This is a genomic window from Taylorella equigenitalis ATCC 35865 (assembly GCF_000276685.1).
GTDB lineage: Bacteria > Pseudomonadota > Gammaproteobacteria > Burkholderiales > Burkholderiaceae_B > Taylorella > Taylorella equigenitalis.
In genome coordinates, this window is sequence record NC_018108.1 from 1,198,685 (window position 1) to 1,223,330 (window position 24,646).

The window sequence follows — 24,646 nt, forward strand, 5'->3', positions numbered from 1 at the left end:
TCTAATTTAAAGGAGAGTCATCAACTTATAATTTCTGGCTCTCCACCTAAGACAGCTTCTTCGTTTAGAATAACCTTTTTAATATCCGAACGAGAAGGCATCTCAAACATAATAGGCATAAGTACAGATTCAATAATCGATCTTAACCCTCTCGCCCCAGTTTTTCTTTTGATAGCCTTCTCGGCAATCAATTTAAGGGCTTCTGGAGTCACCTCCAATTCAACGCCTTCCATAGCAAACAAAGTTTGATACTGCTTAACTAAGGCATTTTTAGGGACAGTAAGAATCTGAACTAAAGCTCCTACATCCAACTCCTGTAATGTGGTGACTACAGGTAGCCTACCAACAAGTTCAGGAATCAAACCAAATTTAATAATATCCTCGGGTTCAACTTGGGCAATAAGCTCCCCCACCCCTTTTTCAGTTTTGTGGGATACAGAAGCATTAAATCCAATCCCAGATTTTTCAGTTCGGTTTTGGATAATCTTCTCTAATCCTTCAAATGCACCACCTACTATAAAAAGTATATTAGTAGTGTCAACCTGAATAAACTCCTGCCCAGGATGCTTACGACCACCTTGTGGTGGAACTGCGGCAACCGTACCTTCTATAAGTTTAAGCAGTGCTTGCTGTACACCCTCACCCGAAACATCTCGAGTAATAGAAGGGTTTTCTGACTTCCGAGCAATCTTATCTATTTCATCGATGTATATAATGGCTTGCTGAGCTTTTTCAATATCAAAATCGCAGTTTTGTAACAGTTTCTGAATAATATGCTCTACATCCTCACCTACGTATCCAGCTTCAGTTAATGTAGTTGCATCAGCCATAGCAAAAGGCACATCAAGTTGCTTGGCTATAGTTTGAGCTAAAAGTGTTTTACCAGAACCAGTAGGACCAATCAATAATATATTGCTTTTACTAAGCTCCACATCGTTTGATTTTTCACCAGCATGACGAATTCTCTTATAGTGGTTATATACCGCTACAGAAAGTTGTTTTTTTGGACCCTCTTGACCAATAACATACTTATCTAGAAATTCCTTAATTTCAGAAGGGGTTGGAAGTTTTGCTAACTCTTCAGAACCTTCATCAGTATTTTTTGATTGCTCTTTAATTAAATTCAAACAATCATTTATACACACATCACAAATAAATAATCCTGAAGGACCAGCAATAAGTTGATTTACTTCTTCTTTTTTTCTCGAGCAAAAAGAGCAACGTGCATTTTTTGTTGATTTTGATGTCATTTTTCTTTGTTCAAATCGCTACGATTTGTAAATACAGTGTCAATTAAACCAAACTCGAGTGCTTCTTCGGGACTCATATAATAGTCACGTTCAGTATGCTTACGTATAATTTCTATATCTTTATCGCAATGCTTAGATAAGATGCGGTTCAGTCTTTCACGCAAATCCAAAATTTCTCTAGCTTGAATTTCAATGTCCGTAGCCTGACCTTTGGCTCCCCCAAGGGGTTGATGAATCATAATACGAGAATTTGGTAAGCTATATCGTTTACCTTCAGCTCCAGCAGTCAGTAACAACGCACCCATGCTGGCTGCCAATCCTGTACACATAGTGGAAACATCTGGAGTAACAAACTGCATAGTGTCATATATAGCAAGACCAGCATAAACTCCACCACCTGGTGAATTTATATAAAGTGAAATATCCTTTTCTGGGTTTTCTGATTCTAAGAAAAGAAGTTGAGCAACAACTAAATTAGCGGTCTGCTCATTAACTTCACCAACCATAAAAATAATACGCTCTTTAAGAAGACGAGAATAGATATCATAAGCCCTCTCGCCTCTACCAGACTGTTCTATTACATGAGGAATATAACCTAAGCCATGAGGGCGAACTGAATCACTCCCATGCACAGAAGTATAGAAATCAATAAACTTAGAGTTGTAATCAAATAAACTCATTATTGTTGACCCATAAGCTCTTTAAATGGAATTGATTCTTCTGTGACTTTACCTTTAGAAAGGAAATATTCCACAACATTATCTTCTAAAACAGAATTTTCTATATTTGAGCGTGCTTCGCGATTAGACAAGCAATATGCCACAAACTCCTGAGGTTTCTCATAATTTTTAGAAATCTCTTCAATTCTCGCTCTAACTTGCTCCATAGTTGGTTTAACATCCTCAGTATCAACTATATGTGCAACAATAAGCCCTAATTTAACTCTTCTAGAGGATTCATCTCTAAATGTTTCTCCCTCGATAGGTAGAGTATCAGCATTAGGAGTTTTTGTTTGAGCTAATTGCTTTCTAATTGTGGCAATGTGATCTTCTATTTCCCTATCTACCAATGCTTTAGGTACTTCCATTTCAACTTTAGATGCTAGTTCATCCCAAACGGATTTTTTTGTGCGTGAAAGCAAACGAGCATTTGTTTCTCTTTCAAGATTTGCTTTGATCTCTTCTTTTAATTTCTCAACATCACCATCTTTTTGACCTAGTGATTTAGCAAACTCTTCGTTAACTTCTGGAAGAACAGGCTCTGCTACTTCTTTCATATTAAGTGTGAACTCAGCAGTTTTTCCAGCCACTTCTTTTCCGTGATAATCTTCTGGGAAAGCTAGTGAAAATGTTTTCTCTTCGCCCGCTTTAAGCCCTTTTGCTGCCTCTTCAAATTCTGGCAACATAGCACCAACACCTAGTACAAATGGAAAGCTCTCAGCCTTACCGCCTTCAAATTCAACGCCATCAATCTTACCTGTAAAATCTACTGTCACACGATCCTGATCTTGAGATGCACGATCTACCTTATTAAATTTGGTACGTTGTTTACGTAGAATTTCAATTGTTTCATTGATTTCAGAATCACCTAGTTCTGATTTAAATTTCGTGAAGTTCATAGAACCTACATCACCCAAATCAACTTCAGGATATACCTCAAAATCAGCTAAAAATACAAAATCCTCAGTCGAAGTTTCACCCTCTTTAGGTTTGATGTCAGGTCTACCAGCTATTCTAAGATCCTGTTCACGAACAATTCTATCTAGCTCATCAACAACTTGCTTATTTAGAGCTTCGTATCTAACACTAGGTCCGTGACTTTGCTCAATCATTTTTAATGGAGCTTTACCTGGCCTAAAACCCTGCACTTTTGCAGTTTTAGCGATACGTTTTAGTTCTGATTGAGCAGCATCATCTACTGCTTTTTGGCTAACACGCAACTCAATTTGACGCTTTAAGCCATCTAGTTTTTCAATTTTTGATTCATTACTAGTAGTCATGAAAAAACCCTAAATAAGTTATAAATTTTTTTGTTAACTTGCTATTTTACTTAAATAACAAATATTTTTATCTCATTTAGGGCAAAAAACTATATTTAATTAAAATTTATGCCTCCGCCCACATTAGCTCCTATACCGCTTCTATCAGCCTTAACGCTACCACCAAGCTGACAAGCACTTATAGATAAACTTGTAAATGCGATTAAAATTCCAGCAATAATAATTCTAACCATATGTTAACCCTCAAAAAATTAATTTTTCTATGTAAAAATATACCTTAATTCAACTTCTATTCCAATGGGGTAATTATGAGCAATGATTTCAATGAAATAAAAGATGTAGAAATTTCAGAGACAACTAGTCGCCACGATTCCATATTCACAAATGGCACTTTTGTACTTGGACTTATTATCTTCGGAATTCTAGGGCTTGTTATATCATGGTCTGTGAGTTTCACAACCATGTTTTTTGGTATGGTTGGTACTATAGTATCAGTAGGCACTTGTAGCTTAAGTAATAGCGAACTAGAGTTCTCAAAATCAAAACTTCCTCGACTTAGAGACGAGAATTATGTGTATATTGCTATTAGGTCAGTTATAGGTGCTTTATCAGGTACTGCGCTCGTTCTTATGACCATTCAACATGTTCAAGTTCATTGGTCTCACCTTGCGGTAGTATCACTATTTTCTGCATTTGCAGTTGATCAAATCGTTTTTAAAAGGGTATTTTCTAAGTAATTAATGGACATTATTTCTAATGCCGCTAATTGGTCAAATTATTTAAAGACAAAATTATCCTCTAGTCCTAAAGTTTTAGAGCAACTTAACAAGGACCTTGACCAGGAATATGGGAGGTCCTTGATTAAATCTGTGTTTGCTGATGTTGGATTAAATTTAGATTCTATTGAAAGCTGTGACTTAGAAATTGATAGTGTAAAGTCGTCTTTAAGGCTTGCCAGAAGAAGAATACTTTTAGTGACTATTGTAAAAGATATTGCCAAAGAGATTAAAACATCTCAAGTTGTTCAGACTATGAGTTTACTGGCTGATTTTTCAATAAAAACTGCCTATCACACTGTAAATAAAAAGTTATCCAAAATCTATGGCACCCCCACAGATCCAGAAAAAAAACAGCCACTATTACCAATAATAATAGGTATGGGGAAATTAGGAGGTTTTGAACTTAACGTTTCTTCTGATATTGATTTAGTTGTTCTTTATTCATGTCAGGGAGAAACCGAAGGCAAACATAAATCAATATCATTTCATGAATATTTTCACAAACTAACTCAAAGGATGATGCATTTGCTATCAGACATTGATGCCGATGGATTTGTGTTTCGCACCGATTTAAGGTTACGTCCAGATGGTGATGGCAGTCCGCTTGCTTGGAGTCTAAATGCTTTTGAGCATTACATAGTCACACAAGGTAGAGAATGGGAACGGTACGCTTATCTCAAGGCAAGAGCCATTTCTATTACTGATATTTCCATACCAAATAATAACGATTATGAATATTTTGAAGATTTAAGGACTTCTTTCGTCTATAGAAAATATTTTGATTTTGATACTTTAAATTCCCTTAGAGATCTTAGAGAGCAAATTAAAGATGATTGGGACCGTAAAGTCGCAGCCAAATCAAATAATGGTTTTAATATCAAATTAGGAGATGGGGGTATCAGAGAAATTGAGTTTATCGCTCAATTAATTCAACTTATGAAAGGTGGGCGATTACCAAGTTTACAGGAACGAGGTACGGTAGCAGCGTTAAAAGCAATTTCAGCCGCAGGTCTGATGGAACTAGAAGACGCAACCAAACTGGTAGAAATATATTACTTTCATAGAAGAGTTGAACACTTCTTGCAATATAAAGATGATATGCAAACCCATGAAATTCCAGATAGCCTTGAAACTAGAAAGTTTCTAGCATCTGCTATGGGATATGAGTTTAATGAGTTCACTGAAACCCTGGAAGATTACTGCAAGTTTGTATCTAAAAAATTTGAGGAAGTTTTTAATTTAGTTGGTTTGCAGACTGAGCCAGTTAAAGAAGTGATTACCACTTTGGAGAAAGAGGAATCCGATAAATTTTCAAATTTAAAACAAGCATGGAAAATTCTAAAAAACAAACCCAAAATAAAACAATTAAGCCCAACAAATATTAAAAGGCTAGACGAATTATTTTTGTATTTAGCAGACTCTAGCCTGAAATCAAATGAGCCAGTTAGAACTTTCATTTTACTTTGTGAATTAATAGAAACCATTGCTCAAAGAAGCACATACATAACCCTTTTAATAGAGTATCCTGAAGTTATAAAAAGAGTTGCTCGAATTATGAGCACAAGTCGGTTGGCGGCTCAGGTGTTATTGACACATCCTATACTGCTCGATAGTTTATTAGATTGGAATGCTCTTATGGAACCAATCGACTTTGAAACACTCAGAGAAAATTTAAACCGTGAAATGGCTGCTTGCGTAGACTCTAAGGGGAATGCAGATGTTGAACGTCAGATGAATCTAATTAGAGATGCGTTTAACATTGCCAACTTACAACTAATTGCTCAAGACTTAGAAAATGCTTTTACTGTAGAAGAGCTGGCCGATAATCTTTCGTTGCTGGCTGATATCCTACTTGAAATGTGCTTGAGGTGGTGTTGGGGCAATCTTCGCAAACCAGATTGGCCCGAAGAGCCTGAATTTGCAATTATTGGATACGGTAAATTAGGTGGCAAAGAGCTTGGATACTATTCCGATTTAGATTTAGTGTTTATTTTTGATAGTGTTCATCCTGATGCCTCAGAAATGTACAGTAAACTTGGTCGCAGGCTTATTAATTGGCTTACGGCTATGACCTCTTCTGGTCGTCTTTATGAAGTTGATATGAGACTAAGACCTGATGGTGATTCTGGTTTATTGACTGTTACCATGGACAGCTTCAAAAAATATCAACTAGAAGATGCATGGGTTTGGGAGCATCAAGCCCTTAGTAGAGCTAGATTTGTGGCTGGTTCTGTAAAAATTGGCAATGAATTTGAAGCCTTAAGAAAAGAGATACTTAAAAGAAATAGAGATGGCATCGATATCAAAGGTGAAATTCTAAAAATGCGAGAACGCATATCGCAATCTCACCGCCCATCTCAAAAAGGATTATTCAACGTCAAATATGATGTTGGAGGAATGATTGATATTGAATTTATTACGCAGTTTTTAGTGCTTACAAATTCACATAAATATGAAAAATTAATTTTAAATTTAGGAAATATCAATCTACTTCAAATAGCTTCAGATTTAAGTCTCATACCCGAAGATTTAGCAAGTAAATGCATAGTTGCTTATAGAACATATCGTAAAATACAGCATGAATTCAGATTACAAGAAAAATCAAATGTTGAAGTTAATCCATCAACTTTAAGCACTGAAATACAAGCCGTTAAAGACCTTTATAAGTATATATTTCAATGAACGATACCAAACCATTTGTAACGCCAATTGAGAGGCCGAAGTTAACATTGCCACAAGGGAAGAAGAAACTTTTAATGCATTCCTGTTGTGCTCCCTGTTCAGGAGAGATTATGGAAGCCCTTCTGGCTTCGGGTATTGATTATTCAGTTTATTTTTACAACCCAAATATTCACCCACGAAAGGAATATGATATTCGAAAGAATGAAAATATCAGATTTGCAGAAAAGCACGGTATTGAATTTTTTGACGATGATTACGACCCAGAAAATTGGTATACAAGGACTAAGGGCATGGAATGGGAGCCTGAGCGCGGTCCGCGATGTACTGTTTGTTTTGATATGCGTTTTGAGAAAAGTGCCAAGTTTGCACATGACCATGGGTTTGATTGTTTAACTAGTAGTTTAGGCATATCACGTTGGAAGGATATGAACCAAATTAATGGATGCGGTCATAGAGCCGTAGAACCCTACCCTGATTTAGTTTATTGGGATTTTAATTGGCGTAAAGGTGGAGGTTCTGCCCGTATGATTGAGATTAGTAAGCGTGAGGGATTTTATCAGCAGGAATATTGCGGTTGTAGTCACTCATTAAGAGATGCAAATCGATATCGAGTCAGTCAAGGCAGACCAAGAATTGAGTTGGGTGTCAAGTTCTATAGCAGGGAAGAAAATTGAAACTGTTCAAACAATTTGTATTTACATTATGTATGGGTGCAGTTTTAGGTTTAGGGCTTGAAGCTTATTTGTATGCACAAAATATCCAAGAATACACTATTAGATATGATTCTAATAAGATGATTCCTGCTTACATAAAGTATAAAAATGATGGTTCTCAATACTCTATTAGTACCAAGATTAACGTACCTTTTTACGATATGTCTTTTGAATCTGAAGGATTAGTACACTCCGATCGAATTGAACTTAAAAATTATAAAGATATACGCAACGGTAAAGTTTATGCCTCTGCAGTAGTCGATAACGGTCTAATTACATATGGGAAAGAAAAGTATCCAAAAAACTCAATTGAATTAAATCTTCCAGTTTTCGATTTATTTGGACTTGCATATCAACTTTCATACTATGGTGAATTACCTCCTAGCCTCCAATACACAAATGGAAAAAAATTGTATTTGATGGATCCTGTAGTTCTTAATCAAACTTCAAAAACAGTCACAGTAGACGGAGTAAATAAAACTGAAATCACATATAAATTTCATGGATCCGATAACAAGGCAATAGAAGTAAAGAAGCTAGAAGGTGAACAATTTCCTCGATACATTTCCTATACGAAGGACGGGGATAAATATGTTTTTAAATTTGATGAATTTGTTAACCCATAGATTCATAAAATTTAAAAAGCTAATAGTGAGCATTTAATTAATAAATTCAATCACTTATTCTATGTAATGGGGATTAGAAATTACTGAAAAAATGGAGGAAATTACGGGGAAAATTGGGAATGGGGTGGCTGATGGGAAATAAAAAAAATAAACTTTTTGAATGTATTCAATAACTTAAGTCCGACTAAAAGGCGCGTTGCCATAAGTGTTGCCATTTTTTTCGGTGCTTTTGTTGTATTTTAACCACTCTTTTGAGTGGTTTTTTTACGGAGAAAAAATGAAACAAGTTCATATTGTACTACAAGGAAAAGGTGGTGTTGGTAAAAGCCTAGTTGCTTTAGTTCTAGCACAGTATCTAAAAGATAAAGGAAATGAAGTTATCTGTTTTGACGCAGACCCAGTAAATCAAACTTTATATAAATTCCCTTCTTTAAATGTCAAGCTAATTAATTTACTAAAAGAAGATGGTTTTATAGATAACTCAAGTTTCGATAGTATTTTTGATGAATTGCTTAAGTCATCAGAAGACACCCAATTTGTGATTGATAATGGCTCTGGCTCTTTTATTCCCTTAATTTCATATCTTAAAGAAAATGAAGTGCAAGAAGTGATTAATACTATAGGTGCTGAATTAGTTTTTCATATACCTATTATTGGGGGAGGCTCAATAGATGATACCTCTCATGGATTAATGAATATCTTGACAAGGTTTAATTACCAATCAGTAATATGGATAAATGAATTTTTTGGGCAAGTAATTAAAAATGAAAAATCCTTTGAAAATTGGAGTGTTATTAAAAACAATCAACACAAAATCAAAGGGCTAATATTTCTTAAAAAATATAGCGATTCAACATTTGGAAAAGATATATCCAAAATGACAACAAATAATCTAACTTTTGATGAGGTAGATAACTCATCAGATTTCCCCTTAATGTCTAAACAAAGAATTAAGACATTTAAAAAAAATATATACCAACAACTAGATCCAATATTAGGAGGAACTAATTATGAAAAAACCTAATTCAATTAAGAAAAAAGCATTAGTAGGACTTACTGCATTAGCAATAAGTCCTATTTTTTCATTAGCGTATGCTGATGATGATTTATTAACTGGTGATGTTAGATTAGCATGTGAGGCAATTTTATGTTTATCCTCTGGTACACGCCCATCTGAATGCTCACCATCACTTCATAAGTACTTCAGTATTTTTAATAAGAAAAAACCTTGGAAAACCCCTCTTATGAGGATTGATTTTCTTAATCTATGTCCTGCTTCTCATGAAGTAGGAATGGCGTCATTAATAGAGGCAATAGCTTATGGTGCTGGTTATTGTGACGCTAATATCTTAAATACTCAAAATAGGCGTAAATATATTAAACATATAGAGACTGGAAAAAAGATATATAACGGAACAATTTCAGATTATGAAGATGAGGTTATCACTAAAGAAATTGAAGTTATAGAGGATACTAAACCTGCATATTGCATTAACTATGAAAACCACGAATGGACTGATGTAGATGTGACATACATCGGAGACAAATTTGAAGGTGGTAAATGGGCAGACCCATTAGATCGTGAAAAGGTTATGAAAGAAGTAGAGGCTATTAAAGCTAATACACCTAAAACCCCTAACAATTACAAAATTTGGTACACACCTATAAATGAGGGCAAGCGTGAACGAACAAACTAGTAATAAACTTTATGAGGTGAAGTTTAGAGGTAGAAAGGAATCTAAAATCCAACAAAAAGATGAAATCATAAACCTTTTTCGAAAAAACCTTCATTTGTTTTCCAAAGAAGACCAAAAGCAAATCAAAGTTTTTCTTCGTGCTAATCAAGAAAATAAAGATTTGGACGATGATGAAGTATTCACCGATTCGGATTTGTTTAAAAAACAAATGGAAGATGATTATGAAGACAATGAAGTTGAAAGTACAGAAGACAGCATAGGTTTAGAAGAAAAACTTCAAAGTCCAAATCCAGAACTTTCTACTTTCCCCTCTTCTAATTTATCTAAGAACAATGAAGGACACACAGTAGAAGCTAAGGAAAGTAAAGTTCAATCTGCAAGTAAGGAAGAAGCTGAAATTCAACCCTCGAAAGCTAATACGAATGAGTTAGAAGGTAACTATCCAAAAAGTAAGCCACTTAATTTAGAAAATCCAAATTTAAAGACAGAATTAGAATATCTAAGGGCAAACAAAGGGATAACGATAGATCGGTATAGAGATATTAAGAAAAGTATTCAAATGCAGTTTTATGATGTATCTAATCTAACCTTAGATGAAGATGAGCCAATGCTTTGGGTATTAGTGTATTGGAAGAAATATCTTAGAGAAGAAATCAGACAAGAAACTCAATATCTAAAAGATTTTATGGTTACTCTTGATAAAAAGATTGCTGAAGTTAGTGATTTTGTCAATAAATTAGATAAAGTTAAGCAGAATCAGTTAAGAGAGATGGTTAGTCTTTTTGAACACAAGAGAATCAATCTAGATGAGATAGCAGAAGCTCTATTAAATGAGATGTCTACAAATGGGCTTAAGTATTATCAACAGCAAAACAAAGGGATTATGCAATTTATAGAAAAGAAACTAAGTAAGAGTACTATCCTTACCCTTGGTTTAGGGTTAGCTAATCTTGCCCTTTTTACAATAATTGCATTTAAATTTATATGAAAAAATTAATCTACATAACTCTTTTTTTGATGGCATATTCTAGCAATGCTAATGCAAATGACTATGATGATGTTATTAAATCATGTTCACCAAATGTAGCCCCAGAGACTATGAGGGCAATTATAAGAGTTGAAAGCTCTTTTAACCCTTACGCAATTGGAGTTGTAGGCGGTGAAGTGAAACAGCCAAAAACATTAGATGAAGCCTTAAAGACAGTGCAAAAGCTAAAAAAGGAGAAATTAAATTTCTCAATGGGTTTAGCACAAATCAATAGATATAACCTCTCTAAATATAACTTAACGGAAGTATCAGTTTTTAACCCATGCTCAAATCTAAAAGCTAGCGAAGCAATTTTAAGTGAGTGTTTTCAAAGGGCTAAAAGCGAAGGTAGCAACGATCAAGTAGCTTTACAAAAAGCTTTAAGTTGTTATTTTGCAGGCAATTTTTCTACTGGGTTTAAAAAATCTAAAGGCTTAAGTTATGTAGATAAGATTAAAAGAGTAGCCCTTGCTAATGAAGGATTTCTGGTTCCTAAAATCAATCCTAAAGTTGATTACACACCTACCCCAAAAGGCAAAGGTGAGTTTGAGAAAGTAAAAGAGAGTGAAAAAGTTTTTAATCCTAAAGACTCTAATGGTAATGATGATAGTAAGCAAAAAGAGAAAAAATACTATGAGTGGGATTTATTTAACGATTTTGCACTAGAAGGGGGAATGTATATGAAATAAAAGAAAGTATATATCCTCTTAATTTAAGTTTTATTTTTTAGTCCGCTTTAATTATGAAGCGGATTTTTTATTTCTAATTTTTTTTCATTAAATATTTATGGAGTTAAAAAATGAAAAAGTTTTTAAATTTATTAGTAATTATTGTGCTTGGCGGTTTGAGTACTGTAGCTTATTCAGCAGGCTTCGGAGACGCCGTTGCAGGCAAAATGGAAGAGCTTCGTAAAGCAATTTTAATAGTAGTAGGTGTGGTAGCAACTATTGCGCTTTTATGGCAAATGGCTGAGGGTTTTATGGGTAAAAAGACATGGCCTGATGTGTTTCAAACATGCTTATGGATTTTAGGTGCAGGTGCTGCTGTAGCAATTGCTAACTGGGTATTTACAACTGGACAAGGAATTAGTTTCTAATGGACGATTTACCCGAATATCCAACCTTTAATGGGTTATCCCGATCAGCAATGATTTGGGGTATCCCCATTATGGCACTAGCCCTTATTGTTGGGGTAAGCATGGTTATATCACTGATTCTTCTGCAATTTATAGGGTTACAAGGTTTTTTGGCATTCGCCCTAGCGATTCCTTTGCTTTTTATGCTCAAAAGCATAAGTGCAAATGACGATCAAGCGATGAATATCTTATGGTATGAGGTGCTTTGTCTACTAAAGAAAAAAAATAGTAAAGCGTTTGGAGGAACAAACACAATACTAGCAACGAAATTTGGAAATACGAAAGATGATTACAGCAGACTGGTTAAAGAATATTTTGAACAAGCAAACCGCGCACGTAGATTACTTGCCAAAAATAAGCCATCACGTAACACCCGAATTAATTAGCTATGAAGATGGCTACTTGGCTTGGGTTATACAAGTAGATGGTATGCCGTTTGAAAGCCAAAACAATAGTCATATCATTACTCACTTTGAACAACTTAATAATTTACTAACAGCAATTGGTAAAACAACAGGTAATCGCTTAGCACTTTGGACTACGCTTCAAAGAAAAAAAAGGCAGTTTGAAAGAGAGTACTCGGTTGATAATTTATTCACAAATGAGTTTCTTAGTAAGTATGTTGAGAAATTTAAAGAAAGTAGTTACTTTAGTAATTACTTTTACATAACTGGTGTTTTAAAGATTGATGATATAGACGAAGGTATAAAAGAGGCTAACGAGTTGATTGCTTTAATGCTTAATGGACTTCAAGCTTATACCCCTACTCTTTTAAAAGCGTACACAGAAGAAGATGTAATGTTCTCTGAAATATGGGAATTCTTTGCAACTCTTATAAATTACAAACACGAGCAAATACCAGAGACACACATTTCACAAAAAAATGTTATTGGTAATACGGATTTGCATTTTGGAACTGATGTATGTCAGTTAAGAACCCAAAGTGAAACCTTATATTGCGTATCGTTTGATTTAAAAGATTTTGGGATAAGCAAACCTAAAATCTTGGTAGATATTCTTAATTTGCCATTTGAATTTACACTGACTCAAAGTTTTGTGTTTGTGAATTCTGCTGAAATGCAAGGTGTTATAGATAAACAGCTTAATAACTTAGTCTCAGCGGGAGACTTAGCTATTCATCAACAAGAAGAGTTACTTTACGGAAAAGGGTTTTTAAGTGCGGGCGAATTAATGTTTGGTGAGTATCACTCATGCCTAGTGGTTTATGGTGAATCGCCTTCTGTTGCCTCACAAAATGGTTCAAAAGCGGTATCACGATTTTTAAATGCAGGAGGCTTTAGGTTTACAAAAGCAGGCTTATCCGCCCCCGCAACTTATTTTTCACAAATTCCGAAAAGTCCGCTAAGACCAAGAAAGTATCCGAAGACTACGCAAAATCTTGCCACAACATTCGGAATGCACAATTATTCAGCGGGTAAAGAAATAGGTAATCCGATAGGCGATGGCACAGCGATTATGCCCTTAAAAACTGTATCTAACACAATCTATGATTTTAACTTTCACTACTCTAATGTGAATGAAGATAATCTAGGCGATAAGATAGCAGGCCACACACTGATTTTAGGAGCAACTGGTACTGGTAAAACAACGCTTGAGACATCTCTTCTTACGTTTACAAATAGATTTAATCCTTATTTATTTGTGATGGATTTGGATGAGGGTATGAAAATCTTTTTAAGTGCTTTAGGCGGTACATACTTTACTTTTGAAGAAGGAAAGCCAACTGGGCTAAACCCATTTCAGATAGAGGATACCCCAGCAAATAGAGAGTTTTTATATACACTTGTAGGAGTATGTGGACGTAATGTTGATGGTACAGTTACAGCTGATGAAGAAGGACAGATTAAATTAGCAGTGGATACGCTATTTAACATAATTGATTTTGAAAATCGTAATTTTTCAACTCTTTTGCAGTCAATCCCTTATCAAAACGAAAACCCTAATTCGCTAAGAACAAGGTTATCAAAGTGGTGTAGAAGTACAGATGGACGATTTTCATGGTGTTTAGATAATGAAACCAATATCTTTAATCATCATGAATTTACAAAGATAGGTTTTGATTTAACAGATATTTTGCAAGATAAATATCCCCCTACAGAACCAGTTTTACTTTATCTATTCTATTTAAGATCACTTATGATGGAAAGGGTAGCTAAAGAAGACGGGATTCTTTGTACTGTGATTGAAGAGTTTTGGTATCCATTACGATTTAGCACAACTTCAGAATTAATTTTAAAAATGCTTAAGACAGATAGGAAATTGGGAGGTTGGTGTGTATTAACGTCCCAATCGCCTGAAGACGCAATTACTAGCGATATCTTTCCAGCAATAGTTCAACAAACCCCGACTAAGGTTTTCTTGCCAAATCCAGACGCTGTTTATGAAGGGCGTTATGAGTTTGTAGGAATAACACGAAAAGAGTTTGACGAGCTTGTTAAGCTATCTTTAGATAGTAGAACATTCTTAGTAAAACAATCTAAACAATCGGCTTTTGCAAAGCTAGATTTATATGGCTTTAGTGATGAGATGGCAGTATTAAGTGGAAATAGTGCCAACAACGAATTGTTAGATGAGATTATTAAGAGAGTGGATTCAAAAAATCCTGATGTTTGGTATCCAATATTTAAAGAGACAATTAATGAGAGAAGGAAAGCTAAAAAGCTAATTTAGTATTTAACAATGTAACCCACTCATTTGAGTGGGTTTTTTAATGGGGAATGAAATGCATGTAACTACCAAAAGAGACAGAGAATTGAAAGCCTTAATTTTAGGTAAGGATTTATTTTTTTCATCAAGTCAACTAATCGATTTAAAAATGCTTTATTTTGACAGCATGATTGATAAGGTTGCTGGTGAGCATTCAATTTATTTTTTACACAAAATAGGAGGTGAATTTTTCATCTCACATTTTGATATGGATAGTAGGTGCATAAATTTTATTGCCTATTTAAATGATTTAGAAGAGTTTAGAAATGTACTATTAGAACATTTATTAGAGGGTAATAAATGTGAAAAGAGTGATGAGACAAAGATTAAAACCTTAGGTCAATATTCATTATTAACGACAAACCATCTTAATAGAGTACCCCCTAAATATAAGGGTTCTGTGTATTTATTTTGCAATCCCTATTATGAAGAGTTAATGGTTTTAACTCTTGATAGACAAATTCCCTATTGCTTTAAGCCTTTAGATAAAGGACTACCAGAGGGCATTCTTGAGTTTGAGAAGTTTAAATATGCACTTAAATTTATTAAAGATAATAAGTTATGGGAAAGGTATAAAGAGTGCATAATCGTTTCAGCTGAAAAACCTTTTATATTTTCTAAAGAAGATACGGAACATGATTTAATAACTATAACCTCACCATTTGGTGAGGTTTTTTGTAAGGAGAGGTGGAAATGGAATTAAAACAAAAAGTTAAAGATTGGATAGAAAAAGATTTAATCCCAGACTATAACGAATTCGATGAAGTGGTAGATGAATATTTTAATTTATCAGAATACATCATAGGACCAGAGGATGATCATGAAGATTATCCAGTAGAGTTTAGGTTAATTAATTTAGATAATGAACTTTATGCTACTTTCTATGATAAGAGTGAAAAAAATATTTATACATTAGGAAAAGTAGAAAATGGGATGGATTTTGAAAATCTAGCCAGAATAGAAATTCAAGATTGGGATGGTGATCCAATCCCACATTTATATATGTATGGATTATTTGGGCGTGAACAATTTAATGAAGTAGAAGATAATTACGATAATCCAGTTTTTCTATTTTATGAAAATGATGGTTTTATAAATTTTTATCGTCGTGCTACAAATAAATCCCTAGAAGGATGGGATTACTTAAATGAAATAAACTGTTTAGAAGAAGCATTAGAATTTCCTTCATCTCAAGAAGCATTTGAGTATTTAGAAGATATGGGTGAGAAAATATATTACAACCATTTTGTAGCTACTGCAAAAGACCCTATAAATCTTTCAAGAGAAAGACAATCAGTTTTAACACTATAGCCTCTCTAAATTGAGAGGCTTTTTAATTTAAAGGAGAATGAATATGAAAATTGATGAATTAAGTTATGAAGAAAATAAGCTAGTGTATCAAGCAGTTGATCCCTATTTATCAGATAAGGATATAGAAGAATTATCTCATAATAAATTTTGGGAAGTAAGACAAAATATAGCTAGACGAGAGGATTTGAGTCAAGATCTAGTTGAGAAATTAGCGGATGATGAGCATGAGTATGTAAGACATGCTGTAGCAAGACGTCCTGATTTGCCCCAAGAGTTAGTAGAGAAGCTCTCAAATGATGAAAATGGATATGTAAGAAGTGCGGTAGCGTATCGTATGGATTTGTCCCATGAATTAGTTGAGAAATTGGCTAATGATGAAGATTGGCTAGTAAGAGAAGGGATTGCTAGAAAGGATGTTTTGACCACCTCTTTATTTGAGAAGCTAGCTAATGATAAGGATAGCGAAGTAAGGTGTGCGATTGCAGAACGAGAGGATTTGAGTCAAGATCTAGTTGAGAAATTAGCGGATGATGAATCTTGGTATGTAAGAAGTTCAGTTGCACGAAGAGAGAATTTAAGCCAAAAGTTAATCGAAAAATTATCTAACGATGAAGACGATGATGTCAGATACACCGTTGCCGAACGAGAGGATTTACCCGAATCCGTAATGCAAATTCTAGCAGATGATGAATATTGGGGAGTAAGGCAAGCCGTTGCCTCACGGGAGGATTTACCCTCTTCTCTAATAGAGAAGCTAGCTAACGATGAAGATTGGGAAGTAAGGCAAGCTATTAAAACAAACCGCAACATAGATAGAGAACCCCAAGACTTAACAATGTAACCCTTCCGAAATGGAAGGGTTTTTTATGGAGGCTTTTATGTTTGACTATGTGTATGAAGAAGAACCATTGCAAGATGATCTTTTCACGGTTAATGATTATGAAGAATATACAGCTTTAAATTTATCAGAGAGTTTGAATGAAAATCCAATTGATAACTTTGAAGTAGCAAAAATTAAAACTAATAAAAAGGTTTTTAAACCCAGACTTACGCAAGAGGAAAAAAAGGCTAAGTTAAACAAGGTTATTTTGCGTATTAAAGAAAGATACCCAGAAGCATACAAAAAGTTCCAAAACCAAAAAGACGATGAGAAACAATCTAAATTATTAGATGAATTAATTCTATAGAGAGGTAAGAAATGGCACAAGAAGAAAAAGAGAAAAGTAGCGAGCAAAAGTTAAAAGATTTTCTGCTTAACGTGCATGAGAATAATATAAGTTATATGACCCCAGAGGTAAAAAATAAATATGAGTATGCATATGAAGATTGTTTTACTCAAGGAAAAGATGGCTACTTAGTAGCTTATCTTCACAAAATAGATGATAAGTACATAGCTACAATGCTTGATGAAGCTAGTGATGAATTTAAGGTTATGAAGGTTTCTAATAAAGAGATTGATTTAAAAGAAGCACTAATTGAGTTTTGTATAGATTGTGTTGATGACCCAATAAAAGTATTAAATGATTTCAAAATCAATCCAACATTTTTATTTAATGATGTGGAATTAGATTTTAATGAAGAGGTATTTATCATACATGATGACCCATTAAGAGGAGCAAGAATGGTTGTTGATAACAATGTAACTATTCCCTACTCTTCTTCCCATTTTTCTAAATCTTTAATGTTTGAAAACGCTTCAAAAGCCCAAGAGTGGATTGATAGTAGAGAAGATAAAGGGAAGTATCTCATAATCCCAATAAACAATCCCTACACTTTTAATAATAAAGACTTAGTAATGTAACCCTTCCGAAATGGAAGGGTTTTTTAATGGAGAATATTATGCAAATGACTAAAGAAACAAAAGATTTGTTAAATAGCAAGGGTATGCAAGACCTAAAAGATTGGGAAAATTTAAAAGATAGCGCAATTAAATATGATCTTTCTTTTGATTTTGAAAATGGTGTGTGCATGCACCAATTAGGTGATAAACAAATAGTAGGTATTTTTAATACTAATATTGAAATCTATCAAAAAATAGGTGAGGTAGATAAAGATAATACCTATGAAAGCATTGTGGTTGATTACTTTTTTAAAGAAGTAGAAAACCCAATCGAAGAACTAGCCATTATAAATATAGAGTTTTTAAAAGAAGCAATTAATGAGGGTAAAGTAAACAAATACGCTTTAGCTACTGATAAACTAACTGATGATTTTATCCTTGAATTTTTAGCTAACGATGAAGATCCTTCTATTAGAAGGACACTTACTCTTAGGGAGTATCTTCCAGAAACCATACTTGAAACCCTAGCTAATGATTATCAAATCAATGTAAGAAATGCCGTTGCCTCACGGGAGGATTTACCCTCTTCTCTAATAGAGAAGCTAGCAGAGGATGAAAATAAGTATGTAAGGCGTACGATCGCCCAGCGGGATGATTTATCTCAAGATTTGGTAGCCAAATTAGCCAATGATGAGAGTGAAGTAGTAAGAAGTGCGATTGCAGGGCGTAAGGATTTGAGTGATGAGTTAGTAGAGAAGCTGGCGAATGATAAAAGTGAAGAAGTAAGACAATCAATCAAAACCAATCCCTATATAAAACGTGAAAAAACAAAAGAATTAGTAATGTAAACCCTATCTAAAAAGATAGGGTTTTTTATAGTAGAGATGTATGAACAAAGAATTAAGTTTTAAACAAATAATTAATTTAGCCTATGATTCTAGGACTACTGATGAGATTTTCAAAGTCTTAGCGGATGATGAGGATTGGCGTGTAAGACAACGTGTAGCTAGACGCAAGGATTTATCACAAGACTTAGTAGATAAATTGGCTAATGATGAAGATTGGAGTGTAAGGTGGGAAGTGGCAGAACGGGTGGATTTGAGTCAAGACTTAGTAGAGAAATTGGCTAATGATGAACATGAGGATGTAAGAGCTTCGGTGGCAGAACGGGTGGATTTGAGTCAAGACTTAGTAGAGCAGTTGTCTTGCGATAAAAGTAGTAAAGTAAGGCTTGCGGTGGCGGTAAGAAAGGATTTATCCCAAGATTTGGTAGAGAAGCTAGCCCTTGATGAAAGCATATGGGTCCGTGGTGCTATTAAAAAGTGCTACGGTATAACACAAGAACCAGAACCCCAAGACTTAACAATGTAACCCTTCCGAAATGGAAGGGTTTTTTAATGAAGAAGAGATAAGAATATAAATTAAATAAAACCGATTTTTTAACTGCCCATCTAATTAGATGGGTTTTTTATGGAGGCATATTTATGCAAATTACTATTAATAATGAAAAATTTGATGTAGATACTAAAAATCAGACAATCACATATGATGATAAACAATATCACCAAACTGGAACGTTTGAACAAAGGCAATTTACTGATTCAGAAGGACAAAAGGTAGATGATGATTTAAATAAAAAACTCACCTCTGCCCTTATTAGGGGGTACACAAACGATAAGAAAGCACGTGAAAAAGAACATGGTGGTATGGAAATCAAATCGTATGGAGATACTTTCTATGTGAACACAGCTGAAAAATCAGTACTTTTTAACGATGAGAAATTTACTCAAGTTGGAGATTTTGATAATAAGAAATTTATTGATTCTCAACGCAAAGAAGTTAATCCAAAACTTGAAGATAAACTTAAAGGTGCATTAATAAGTGCTTATGTTAAAGAGAAAGAGGCACGTGAAAGAAAAAACGATGGTAAAGAAATTAGTCTTAAAGGTACTAAATACTATGTAAATCTTGATAAAGGCACAATTAAATCAGACCACATAGATGTTACTCATAAAGATGATGGTTTTTATGACAATAAAACTAATGAAAAAGTGACTGATAAAGACACTCTTGATTGTTTAAATTTTGCTGAAAACATTATAAAAAAGCAAGAACGTAAGCAAACTCAAGACTTAGTAATGTAAGTTTATAAGGCTGATATATCCTTAGTGCATTCCCTCTATCCCCTTACACCTCTAATGTAGGGGGATTATTTTTAGGAGTTAAAAAATGAAAGTACAAAAAAAACTAAGTTCAGAAGCATTTGAATTATTAACAACATACGGAAGAACAATTGATTTATTAATATCAAATGACTTAATAGAAGAATTAAAAGAAACCGCTATTGAATTAAGGGAAGCAAGATTTACTAAAAATCTTGCTTTTTTACATAAGATTGAAGGTAAATACATCGCCTCTTGCTTTTTAAAAGATGATGGATATTTTCAAGTTTTTAGCATTAGTAAAGAAAAACCAAACTTAGATGAAGAGTTAAAAAATTATCTTTCCTTATACACAACACACCCTTTTTATTGGTTTAACGATTTTAAATATGATTCTTTTGAGTTTCTCAATCTAGTTGGTCCGGACTATGAAGATAAGGTAATAATTTGTTCATATGATGAGCATAATGTTGAAATGCTAGTAAAAAAAGAGCAAGAGATATATTTTGATCCTCAACTAGCATTATCTAATGATGAATTTGCTATGCCAATTTACTTTAACACCGCAAAAGAGGCTAAAGACTTTATAAAAAACAGATATTTTGATGATGTAGGTAATAAAAAGTATTACTTAGTAAATGGTAAACACACATTTAGAAATCAAAGAATAGAGCAACTATCTAACCAAAAGATTTTAAAAAAAGCGTGCGAAGAGCGTGAAGAAGAAAACCCCAACCCAAATCAAAGTGAAGGAAGGAGTCAAAGTGTATGAGTAATAGCAAATATCAAAGAAGCATTAAAAACGCCCAAAGTTATGTAGAAGAAAACATTAATCTAACAGACGATGAAAAAAAAGCTATAGACATGTCACAGACAAACATTAAAGATATGGTAGATGATATGTATCGTTTATATTGGCACCATATCAAACATCCTCAGACAGAATCAGATCGAATTGATGTAGATGTTTTCGTAAAGCAAAATGTATTTGAGTTTTTCCTTGATGGAGAAGGAAAATTTAGTTGTCCATGGGAAGAGAATGGGCGTTTACCATGGGTTGAAAATGAAAATGGTGATGAATATCTATATTCAAAAGAAGAGTTTGTTTTAGATAATTTAAAAAATACTTATTTTAAGGTAGCAAATCAAGTATTGGAATTTGAGTATTTAGATACACCAGATTATGAGAAGTTTTGGAAAAAAGTTGATTATCAAAAAGAAGCCTTACCTAAAACTTTAGATGAATTTAGTAAATTAGTTTTGAATTCTAAAGAATATAGTCAATTAAATCCAATAGATGAAGAACAAAAGATATTAGAAAAATTAGAACTTGCTAAAGAGTGTATTGTTAAACCCATAATTGATGAGTATTTTTATAAAAGACTATATTCGGATAAGTATCAATCTATTCCTTTTATTATTACTTCTTATAGAGATAAGGAAATCTATGATTTGATTAACAAACCCCTAGATGAGAAAGTATTCACCGATTCGGATTTGTTTAAAAAACAAATGGAAGATGATTATAGTAATTTATTTGCCCTTGATTTATATACACGGATATCAAACGATTTAACTGATGATGAAATTGACACATTTAAAGAGTTTTGTGCAAAAGCCTCTAAAGTAGTTAGTGATTTTGTATGTGAAACAACTCAAAATCATGTAAATAAAAAACCTAAGGAATTAGTAATGTAACCCACTCAAGAGAGTGGGTTTTGTTGTTTAAAGGAGCTATATATGAATTTAGAAGATATAAAACTTAAACTTGCAAAAAACAATGTAACCCCCTCTTTTCTAATCAAGAAATTATCTAACGATGAAAATACATATGTAAGGCGTATGGTTGCCCAGAGGGAGGACTTGTCGCAAGATTTGGTTGAGAAGCTAGCCCTTGATGAAAGCATATGGGTCCGTGGTGCTATTAAAAAGTGCTACGGTATAACACAAGAACCAGAACCCCAAGACTTAACAATGTAACCCTTCCGAAATGGAAGGGTTTTTTATGAGATGAAAAATGAACAACTAAAACAGTTATTAAACCCAATTAAAGAGTATTTACTATCGCTTAGTTATTCTGAAAGTTTAGAGAAACATAGATTGATATTTAAGAAATATCTAGTTTTAAGAGACGATGTAGGGCTATTTAGAGAACTAGCTAAGAAAGATTGGGGTTTTCTTAGTTATGCAACAGATAGGGTTTTAAAAGATAAAGAGGTGATATTGAATGCCATAGCTTATAACCCTAAAGCACAGAAGTTTATTCGTGAGTATTACGAAAAGGGTTTTGAAACTGATATTGAGTTTCAAATTAAAAAAGTAGAGGCTATTAAAAAGTCTCAAAGTTTAATTAAAAATGACACAAAGGAGGTCAGTAATGAAATTGTCTAAATTATTTTTATATACTGTATTAAGTGTAGGATTTGCCAATGTACACGCTGGAGGTATTCCTGTAATTGATACCGCCCAGTTAACCCAAGAGGCACAAAACTTTCTTAAATCTCTAGCAGAGATGAAAAATCAAGTTGAAAACCAAATTAAACAAATTACCGAACTTAAAGCACAAGTCAGTGCTTTAACAAGCCAAAGAGGCCTAGGTAATGTATTGCGTGATGAGTTAAAGTCTAATATTCCTGATTCTTGGAAAGAAATGTATGGAAAAGTAGGCAATTTAGATATTCTTAAAGGTGAAAACTTTGATCCAGAAGGTTCTGCTAAAAACCTAGTAGCAATGCTTGAGGGGACTGAAAAATCATTCGATTCAATCAAAGAAAGAATGAAGAAAATTGATGAACTTACCAATTTAATTAATACAACTAAAGATATTAAGGAAACTGGTGACTTACAAGCACGTATTCAATCCGAACAATTAGCTATAACTAATGAACAAATTAAATTGGACCAATTAGCAAGAGCTTATGAAATTCAAAAAGAAGTTAATTCAAAACAAAGAATTCGTCAAGAAACTTGTAGCTTAGCTAAATGGGCAGGGCGAACTTGCGAATAGGTGGTTAAATGGAATTTGTTCAAAGAATTTTTGACTTTATTACGACTGCTATGAGTAGCGGTTTGTACAATAGAGCCAATAACATAATTACAAATGTTGTTTACGCTTTCTCAATGGGTTTTACTATATACATGCTTTATGTTATATGGGATTTTTACCAAAGAGGCGTTGACGCTTCTTTAATGGATTTTACTAGGAAAGTTTTTGGTTGGTTATTAATTATTGCTATTGCTTTTAATGGTCCTAATTATCAAACCATTGCAACTTATCTTTATGAATTACCCGAATCTCTTGTTGGTTGGATAAATGGCACACCTATGGACGCAAAATATTTTACTGAAATGGTGACTGTTATTAATCAAAATATATCAAACCTTCAAGCACAACAAGATTCAGCAGGTTGGGCTACAAAAGTTTTGATTGGTATAAGCATGGGTATTGTAATGTTATTAGGTTATGGTGGATTATTTTTAACAATAGGCATGTATTTAATAGCTAAAGCAAGTCTAGCTGTAATTCTAACTTTAGGTCCTATATTCATTGGTTTTCTCTTGTTTAGTAATACTAGACAATGGGGTATGAATTGGATAAGTCAAATATTAAACTACTCTATAACCATAGGATTGTACTCAATAATAATTGTTATTCAACAAGATACAATGAAAGGGCTAAAACTCACAAATAAAGTTGAAAATCATTGGTTTTGGGGTGAATCAACTGCAGTAAATCTAGGCGATATTATGAATTTTACCTTAGCCATAATAGCTATTAGTGCTATTTTAATTCCAGTGATAATGTCAATTCCATCTATAGCAAGTGCTTTAGTAGGTGGTGCCAGTGCTTCTAGTCAAACTGGTGGATTTGGAAGAATGGCAATGGCAGGTGCTACTGGTGCAGGCACAGGTGCTGGTGCGGTGTTAAGTCGTGGAGCAGGTATGGCACTACGAAGTGCTAACTGGACAAGTGGAGGAACTCTTGGTAAAGCTGGTAATGCACTAATAAATTCTGGTTTAGCTCATAAAGCCGTAGGCGTAGCTAAAGCTACTAAAGGTTTCTTTAGGGACGGAGGAGGAAGGCGTTTAGGTCATAAATCCGCCTTAGAGAAATCACGAATGAATAATCCATCTAATTAACCCTTTACCCCAACCCCCCAAATATAAGGAAATTAAATGAAGAAATATCTTGCATTATTACTTTTACCAATATCTATTGCTTGCAATGGAGCTGATAAAGACATTGAAATGGTTAAAGCCTATGTAACTCAAACAAAACTTGAAACAAATGAAATTTGTTCTGATCTACTTTGGTATGAGTTTGATTCAACCTACACTAATGATGGTCAACTTGAGCTGGTTAAATTAGGCATACTAAAAAAAGTTGATTCAAAAAACCCTAGTAAAACAAAGGTAGCCCTAAATGAAGGGGCTAGTGCTTATTTGGAAAGGGGTTTTGGTGATGATAATTTCAGTATTTGTGCAACAGGTAAACCAATTAAAACCATAGAAAAAATAGAACGTGTTGGAACTAATAATGTAATAAAGGTGAGTTTGAAAGTTGATAACTCTAAAGTTAGTAAATGGTTTTTAGATAAATCCTTGGAAAAAACTAAACTTAAAAATATGCAGAAACAGTTTATAGAAGATGAAGTTCTTTATTTTGAAGTTGTTAACGGAATTGTTTGGAAAAGATATTCCGAATAACCCCTACCCTAACTAACAAACCCTCTACTCGTTTATATTAAGGAATTAAAA

The 24,646-nt window shown here is 33.7% G+C and carries 30 protein-coding genes; 26 read left to right on the plus strand and 4 right to left on the minus strand.

The genetic code is table 11. The features are described from left to right. Nucleotides 1–20 precede the first annotated feature (20 nt). From clpX to KUI_RS08305, 4 genes are all read right to left on the minus strand, one after another. Nucleotides 21–1,250, minus strand: a complete 1,230-nt coding sequence (gene clpX / locus KUI_RS05480; RefSeq protein ID WP_013521298.1) for an ATP-dependent Clp protease ATP-binding subunit ClpX — start codon at nucleotides 1,248–1,250, stop codon at nucleotides 21–23. Next, a complete protein-coding gene (gene clpP, locus KUI_RS05485) occupies nucleotides 1,247–1,930 on the minus strand; it encodes an ATP-dependent Clp endopeptidase proteolytic subunit ClpP (RefSeq protein WP_013521299.1) in 684 nt (227 codons plus the stop codon). The genes clpX and clpP overlap by 4 nt, the downstream gene beginning before the upstream one ends. After that, a complete protein-coding gene (tig, locus tag KUI_RS05490; RefSeq protein WP_013521300.1) occupies nucleotides 1,930–3,249 on the minus strand; it encodes a trigger factor in 1,320 nt (439 codons plus the stop codon). The genes clpP and tig overlap by 1 nt, the downstream gene beginning before the upstream one ends. Before the next feature lie 95 nt (nucleotides 3,250–3,344). After that, nucleotides 3,345–3,482 (minus strand): hypothetical protein, encoded by a 138-nt coding sequence (locus KUI_RS08305; RefSeq protein WP_013521301.1) that lies wholly within the window; start codon nucleotides 3,480–3,482, stop codon nucleotides 3,345–3,347. Between the two features lie 75 nt (nucleotides 3,483–3,557). On the opposite strand from KUI_RS08305, the gene KUI_RS05495 reads away from it, so the two are divergent. The 26 genes from KUI_RS05495 (at nucleotide 3,558) to KUI_RS05620 (ending at nucleotide 24,595) form a co-directional block, all read left to right on the plus strand. Then, nucleotides 3,558–3,986, plus strand: a complete 429-nt coding sequence (locus tag KUI_RS05495; RefSeq protein ID WP_013521302.1) for a hypothetical protein — start codon at nucleotides 3,558–3,560, stop codon at nucleotides 3,984–3,986. 3 nt (nucleotides 3,987–3,989) lie between these two features. Continuing rightward, nucleotides 3,990–6,710, plus strand: a complete 2,721-nt coding sequence (gene glnE, locus KUI_RS05500; protein ID WP_014840485.1) for a bifunctional [glutamate--ammonia ligase]-adenylyl-L-tyrosine phosphorylase/[glutamate--ammonia-ligase] adenylyltransferase — start codon at nucleotides 3,990–3,992, stop codon at nucleotides 6,708–6,710. Continuing rightward, nucleotides 6,707–7,384 (plus strand): epoxyqueuosine reductase QueH, encoded by a 678-nt coding sequence (locus KUI_RS05505; protein ID WP_014840486.1) that lies wholly within the window; start codon nucleotides 6,707–6,709, stop codon nucleotides 7,382–7,384. Before glnE ends, KUI_RS05505 begins: the two co-directional genes overlap by 4 nt. Further along, a complete protein-coding gene (locus tag KUI_RS05510) occupies nucleotides 7,381–8,049 on the plus strand; it encodes a hypothetical protein (protein WP_014840487.1) in 669 nt (222 codons plus the stop codon). The genes KUI_RS05505 and KUI_RS05510 overlap by 4 nt, the downstream gene beginning before the upstream one ends. 277 nt (nucleotides 8,050–8,326) lie before the next feature. Next, nucleotides 8,327–9,073 (plus strand): nucleotide-binding protein, encoded by a 747-nt coding sequence (locus tag KUI_RS05515; RefSeq protein ID WP_013521306.1) that lies wholly within the window; start codon nucleotides 8,327–8,329, stop codon nucleotides 9,071–9,073. Beyond that, nucleotides 9,060–9,746, plus strand: a complete 687-nt coding sequence (locus KUI_RS05520) for a TrbM/KikA/MpfK family conjugal transfer protein (protein ID WP_013521307.1) — start codon at nucleotides 9,060–9,062, stop codon at nucleotides 9,744–9,746. Before KUI_RS05515 ends, KUI_RS05520 begins: the two co-directional genes overlap by 14 nt. After that, a complete protein-coding gene (locus KUI_RS05525; protein ID WP_014840489.1) occupies nucleotides 9,730–10,734 on the plus strand; it encodes a hypothetical protein in 1,005 nt (334 codons plus the stop codon). Before KUI_RS05520 ends, KUI_RS05525 begins: the two co-directional genes overlap by 17 nt. After that, nucleotides 10,731–11,462 (plus strand): lytic transglycosylase domain-containing protein, encoded by a 732-nt coding sequence (locus tag KUI_RS05530; RefSeq protein WP_013521309.1) that lies wholly within the window; start codon nucleotides 10,731–10,733, stop codon nucleotides 11,460–11,462. Before KUI_RS05525 ends, KUI_RS05530 begins: the two co-directional genes overlap by 4 nt. Before the next feature lie 110 nt (nucleotides 11,463–11,572). Beyond that, nucleotides 11,573–11,869, plus strand: coding sequence for a hypothetical protein (locus KUI_RS05535; RefSeq protein WP_013521310.1), 297 nt, complete (start codon nucleotides 11,573–11,575; stop codon nucleotides 11,867–11,869). Next, nucleotides 11,869–12,294: a VirB3 family type IV secretion system protein gene (locus tag KUI_RS05540; protein ID WP_014840490.1), complete on the plus strand. Its 426-nt coding sequence runs from the start codon at nucleotides 11,869–11,871 to the stop codon at nucleotides 12,292–12,294. The genes KUI_RS05535 and KUI_RS05540 overlap by 1 nt, the downstream gene beginning before the upstream one ends. A 16-nt stretch (nucleotides 12,295–12,310) precedes the next feature. Beyond that, nucleotides 12,311–14,599: a VirB4 family type IV secretion/conjugal transfer ATPase gene (locus KUI_RS05545; RefSeq protein WP_225972084.1), complete on the plus strand. Its 2,289-nt coding sequence runs from the start codon at nucleotides 12,311–12,313 to the stop codon at nucleotides 14,597–14,599. 28 nt (nucleotides 14,600–14,627) lie between these two features. Next, nucleotides 14,628–15,338 carry a hypothetical protein gene (locus KUI_RS05550; protein WP_014840491.1) on the plus strand — a complete coding sequence of 237 codons (711 nt, stop codon included), beginning with the start codon at nucleotides 14,628–14,630 and terminating at the stop codon, nucleotides 15,336–15,338. After that, nucleotides 15,329–15,946, plus strand: coding sequence for a hypothetical protein (locus KUI_RS05555; RefSeq protein WP_013521313.1), 618 nt, complete (start codon nucleotides 15,329–15,331; stop codon nucleotides 15,944–15,946). The genes KUI_RS05550 and KUI_RS05555 overlap by 10 nt, the downstream gene beginning before the upstream one ends. 43 nt (nucleotides 15,947–15,989) lie before the next feature. Further along, nucleotides 15,990–16,787: a hypothetical protein gene (locus KUI_RS05560; protein WP_013521314.1), complete on the plus strand. Its 798-nt coding sequence runs from the start codon at nucleotides 15,990–15,992 to the stop codon at nucleotides 16,785–16,787. Between the two features lie 37 nt (nucleotides 16,788–16,824). Further along, on the plus strand, nucleotides 16,825–17,133 hold the full coding sequence (locus KUI_RS05565; protein WP_126476011.1) for a hypothetical protein: 309 nt from the start codon (nucleotides 16,825–16,827) through the stop codon (nucleotides 17,131–17,133). 11 nt (nucleotides 17,134–17,144) lie between these two features. Then, nucleotides 17,145–17,747 carry a hypothetical protein gene (locus KUI_RS05570; RefSeq protein ID WP_013521316.1) on the plus strand — a complete coding sequence of 201 codons (603 nt, stop codon included), beginning with the start codon at nucleotides 17,145–17,147 and terminating at the stop codon, nucleotides 17,745–17,747. A 44-nt stretch (nucleotides 17,748–17,791) separates the two neighbouring features. Then, nucleotides 17,792–18,574, plus strand: coding sequence for a HEAT repeat domain-containing protein (locus KUI_RS08490; RefSeq protein ID WP_225972085.1), 783 nt, complete (start codon nucleotides 17,792–17,794; stop codon nucleotides 18,572–18,574). A gap of 40 nt (nucleotides 18,575–18,614) precedes the next feature. Then, nucleotides 18,615–19,097, plus strand: coding sequence for a HEAT repeat domain-containing protein (locus tag KUI_RS08325; RefSeq protein ID WP_014840496.1), 483 nt, complete (start codon nucleotides 18,615–18,617; stop codon nucleotides 19,095–19,097). A 113-nt stretch (nucleotides 19,098–19,210) separates the two neighbouring features. After that, nucleotides 19,211–19,870, plus strand: coding sequence for a hypothetical protein (locus KUI_RS05585; RefSeq protein WP_013521319.1), 660 nt, complete (start codon nucleotides 19,211–19,213; stop codon nucleotides 19,868–19,870). A gap of 85 nt (nucleotides 19,871–19,955) precedes the next feature. After that, the gene (locus KUI_RS05590) at nucleotides 19,956–20,660 is read left to right on the plus strand and encodes a hypothetical protein (protein ID WP_013521320.1); all 705 of its coding nucleotides are present in this window, start codon (nucleotides 19,956–19,958) and stop codon (nucleotides 20,658–20,660) included. Beyond that, nucleotides 20,657–21,586 carry a hypothetical protein gene (locus tag KUI_RS05595; RefSeq protein ID WP_013521321.1) on the plus strand — a complete coding sequence of 310 codons (930 nt, stop codon included), beginning with the start codon at nucleotides 20,657–20,659 and terminating at the stop codon, nucleotides 21,584–21,586. Before KUI_RS05590 ends, KUI_RS05595 begins: the two co-directional genes overlap by 4 nt. A gap of 42 nt (nucleotides 21,587–21,628) precedes the next feature. After that, the gene (locus KUI_RS05600; RefSeq protein WP_013521322.1) at nucleotides 21,629–21,868 is read left to right on the plus strand and encodes a hypothetical protein; all 240 of its coding nucleotides are present in this window, start codon (nucleotides 21,629–21,631) and stop codon (nucleotides 21,866–21,868) included. 30 nt (nucleotides 21,869–21,898) lie between these two features. Next, a complete protein-coding gene (locus KUI_RS05605; RefSeq protein ID WP_013521323.1) occupies nucleotides 21,899–22,279 on the plus strand; it encodes a hypothetical protein in 381 nt (126 codons plus the stop codon). Next, on the plus strand, nucleotides 22,266–22,895 hold the full coding sequence (locus KUI_RS05610; protein WP_013521324.1) for a type IV secretion system protein: 630 nt from the start codon (nucleotides 22,266–22,268) through the stop codon (nucleotides 22,893–22,895). Before KUI_RS05605 ends, KUI_RS05610 begins: the two co-directional genes overlap by 14 nt. 8 nt (nucleotides 22,896–22,903) lie before the next feature. After that, complete coding sequence (locus KUI_RS05615; protein ID WP_013521325.1) at nucleotides 22,904–24,028, plus strand: TrbL/VirB6 family protein; 1,125 nt, start codon at nucleotides 22,904–22,906, stop codon at nucleotides 24,026–24,028. Nucleotides 24,029–24,064: 36 nt separating this feature from the next. Then, a complete protein-coding gene (locus KUI_RS05620) occupies nucleotides 24,065–24,595 on the plus strand; it encodes a hypothetical protein (protein WP_013521326.1) in 531 nt (176 codons plus the stop codon). Nucleotides 24,596–24,646 lie beyond the last annotated feature (51 nt).

Bases quoted from the DNA above. Each gene is read 5' to 3' on its own strand.
- clpX (WP_013521298.1), bottom strand. From the start codon at position 1,250: ATGACATCAAAATCAACAAAAAATGCACGTTGCTCTTTTTGCTCGAGA.
- clpP (WP_013521299.1), bottom strand. From the start codon at position 1,930: ATGAGTTTATTTGATTACAACTCTAAGTTTATTGATTTCTATACTTCT.
- tig (WP_013521300.1), bottom strand. From the start codon at position 3,249: ATGACTACTAGTAATGAATCAAAAATTGAAAAACTAGATGGCTTAAAG.
- KUI_RS08305 (WP_013521301.1), bottom strand. From the start codon at position 3,482: ATGGTTAGAATTATTATTGCTGGAATTTTAATCGCATTTACAAGTTTA.
- KUI_RS05495 (WP_013521302.1), top strand. From the start codon at position 3,558: ATGAGCAATGATTTCAATGAAATAAAAGATGTAGAAATTTCAGAGACA.
- glnE (WP_014840485.1), top strand. From the start codon at position 3,990: ATGGACATTATTTCTAATGCCGCTAATTGGTCAAATTATTTAAAGACA.
- KUI_RS05505 (WP_014840486.1), top strand. From the start codon at position 6,707: ATGAACGATACCAAACCATTTGTAACGCCAATTGAGAGGCCGAAGTTA.
- KUI_RS05515 (WP_013521306.1), top strand. From the start codon at position 8,327: ATGAAACAAGTTCATATTGTACTACAAGGAAAAGGTGGTGTTGGTAAA.
- KUI_RS05520 (WP_013521307.1), top strand. From the start codon at position 9,060: ATGAAAAAACCTAATTCAATTAAGAAAAAAGCATTAGTAGGACTTACT.
- KUI_RS05530 (WP_013521309.1), top strand. From the start codon at position 10,731: ATGAAAAAATTAATCTACATAACTCTTTTTTTGATGGCATATTCTAGC.
- KUI_RS05535 (WP_013521310.1), top strand. From the start codon at position 11,573: ATGAAAAAGTTTTTAAATTTATTAGTAATTATTGTGCTTGGCGGTTTG.
- KUI_RS05540 (WP_014840490.1), top strand. From the start codon at position 11,869: ATGGACGATTTACCCGAATATCCAACCTTTAATGGGTTATCCCGATCA.
- KUI_RS05555 (WP_013521313.1), top strand. From the start codon at position 15,329: ATGGAATTAAAACAAAAAGTTAAAGATTGGATAGAAAAAGATTTAATC.
- KUI_RS05560 (WP_013521314.1), top strand. From the start codon at position 15,990: ATGAAAATTGATGAATTAAGTTATGAAGAAAATAAGCTAGTGTATCAA.
- KUI_RS05565 (WP_126476011.1), top strand. From the start codon at position 16,825: ATGTTTGACTATGTGTATGAAGAAGAACCATTGCAAGATGATCTTTTC.
- KUI_RS05570 (WP_013521316.1), top strand. From the start codon at position 17,145: ATGGCACAAGAAGAAAAAGAGAAAAGTAGCGAGCAAAAGTTAAAAGAT.
- KUI_RS08490 (WP_225972085.1), top strand. From the start codon at position 17,792: ATGACTAAAGAAACAAAAGATTTGTTAAATAGCAAGGGTATGCAAGAC.
- KUI_RS08325 (WP_014840496.1), top strand. From the start codon at position 18,615: ATGAACAAAGAATTAAGTTTTAAACAAATAATTAATTTAGCCTATGAT.
- KUI_RS05585 (WP_013521319.1), top strand. From the start codon at position 19,211: ATGCAAATTACTATTAATAATGAAAAATTTGATGTAGATACTAAAAAT.
- KUI_RS05590 (WP_013521320.1), top strand. From the start codon at position 19,956: ATGAAAGTACAAAAAAAACTAAGTTCAGAAGCATTTGAATTATTAACA.
- KUI_RS05595 (WP_013521321.1), top strand. From the start codon at position 20,657: ATGAGTAATAGCAAATATCAAAGAAGCATTAAAAACGCCCAAAGTTAT.
- KUI_RS05600 (WP_013521322.1), top strand. From the start codon at position 21,629: ATGAATTTAGAAGATATAAAACTTAAACTTGCAAAAAACAATGTAACC.
- KUI_RS05605 (WP_013521323.1), top strand. From the start codon at position 21,899: ATGAAAAATGAACAACTAAAACAGTTATTAAACCCAATTAAAGAGTAT.
- KUI_RS05610 (WP_013521324.1), top strand. From the start codon at position 22,266: ATGAAATTGTCTAAATTATTTTTATATACTGTATTAAGTGTAGGATTT.
- KUI_RS05615 (WP_013521325.1), top strand. From the start codon at position 22,904: ATGGAATTTGTTCAAAGAATTTTTGACTTTATTACGACTGCTATGAGT.
- KUI_RS05620 (WP_013521326.1), top strand. From the start codon at position 24,065: ATGAAGAAATATCTTGCATTATTACTTTTACCAATATCTATTGCTTGC.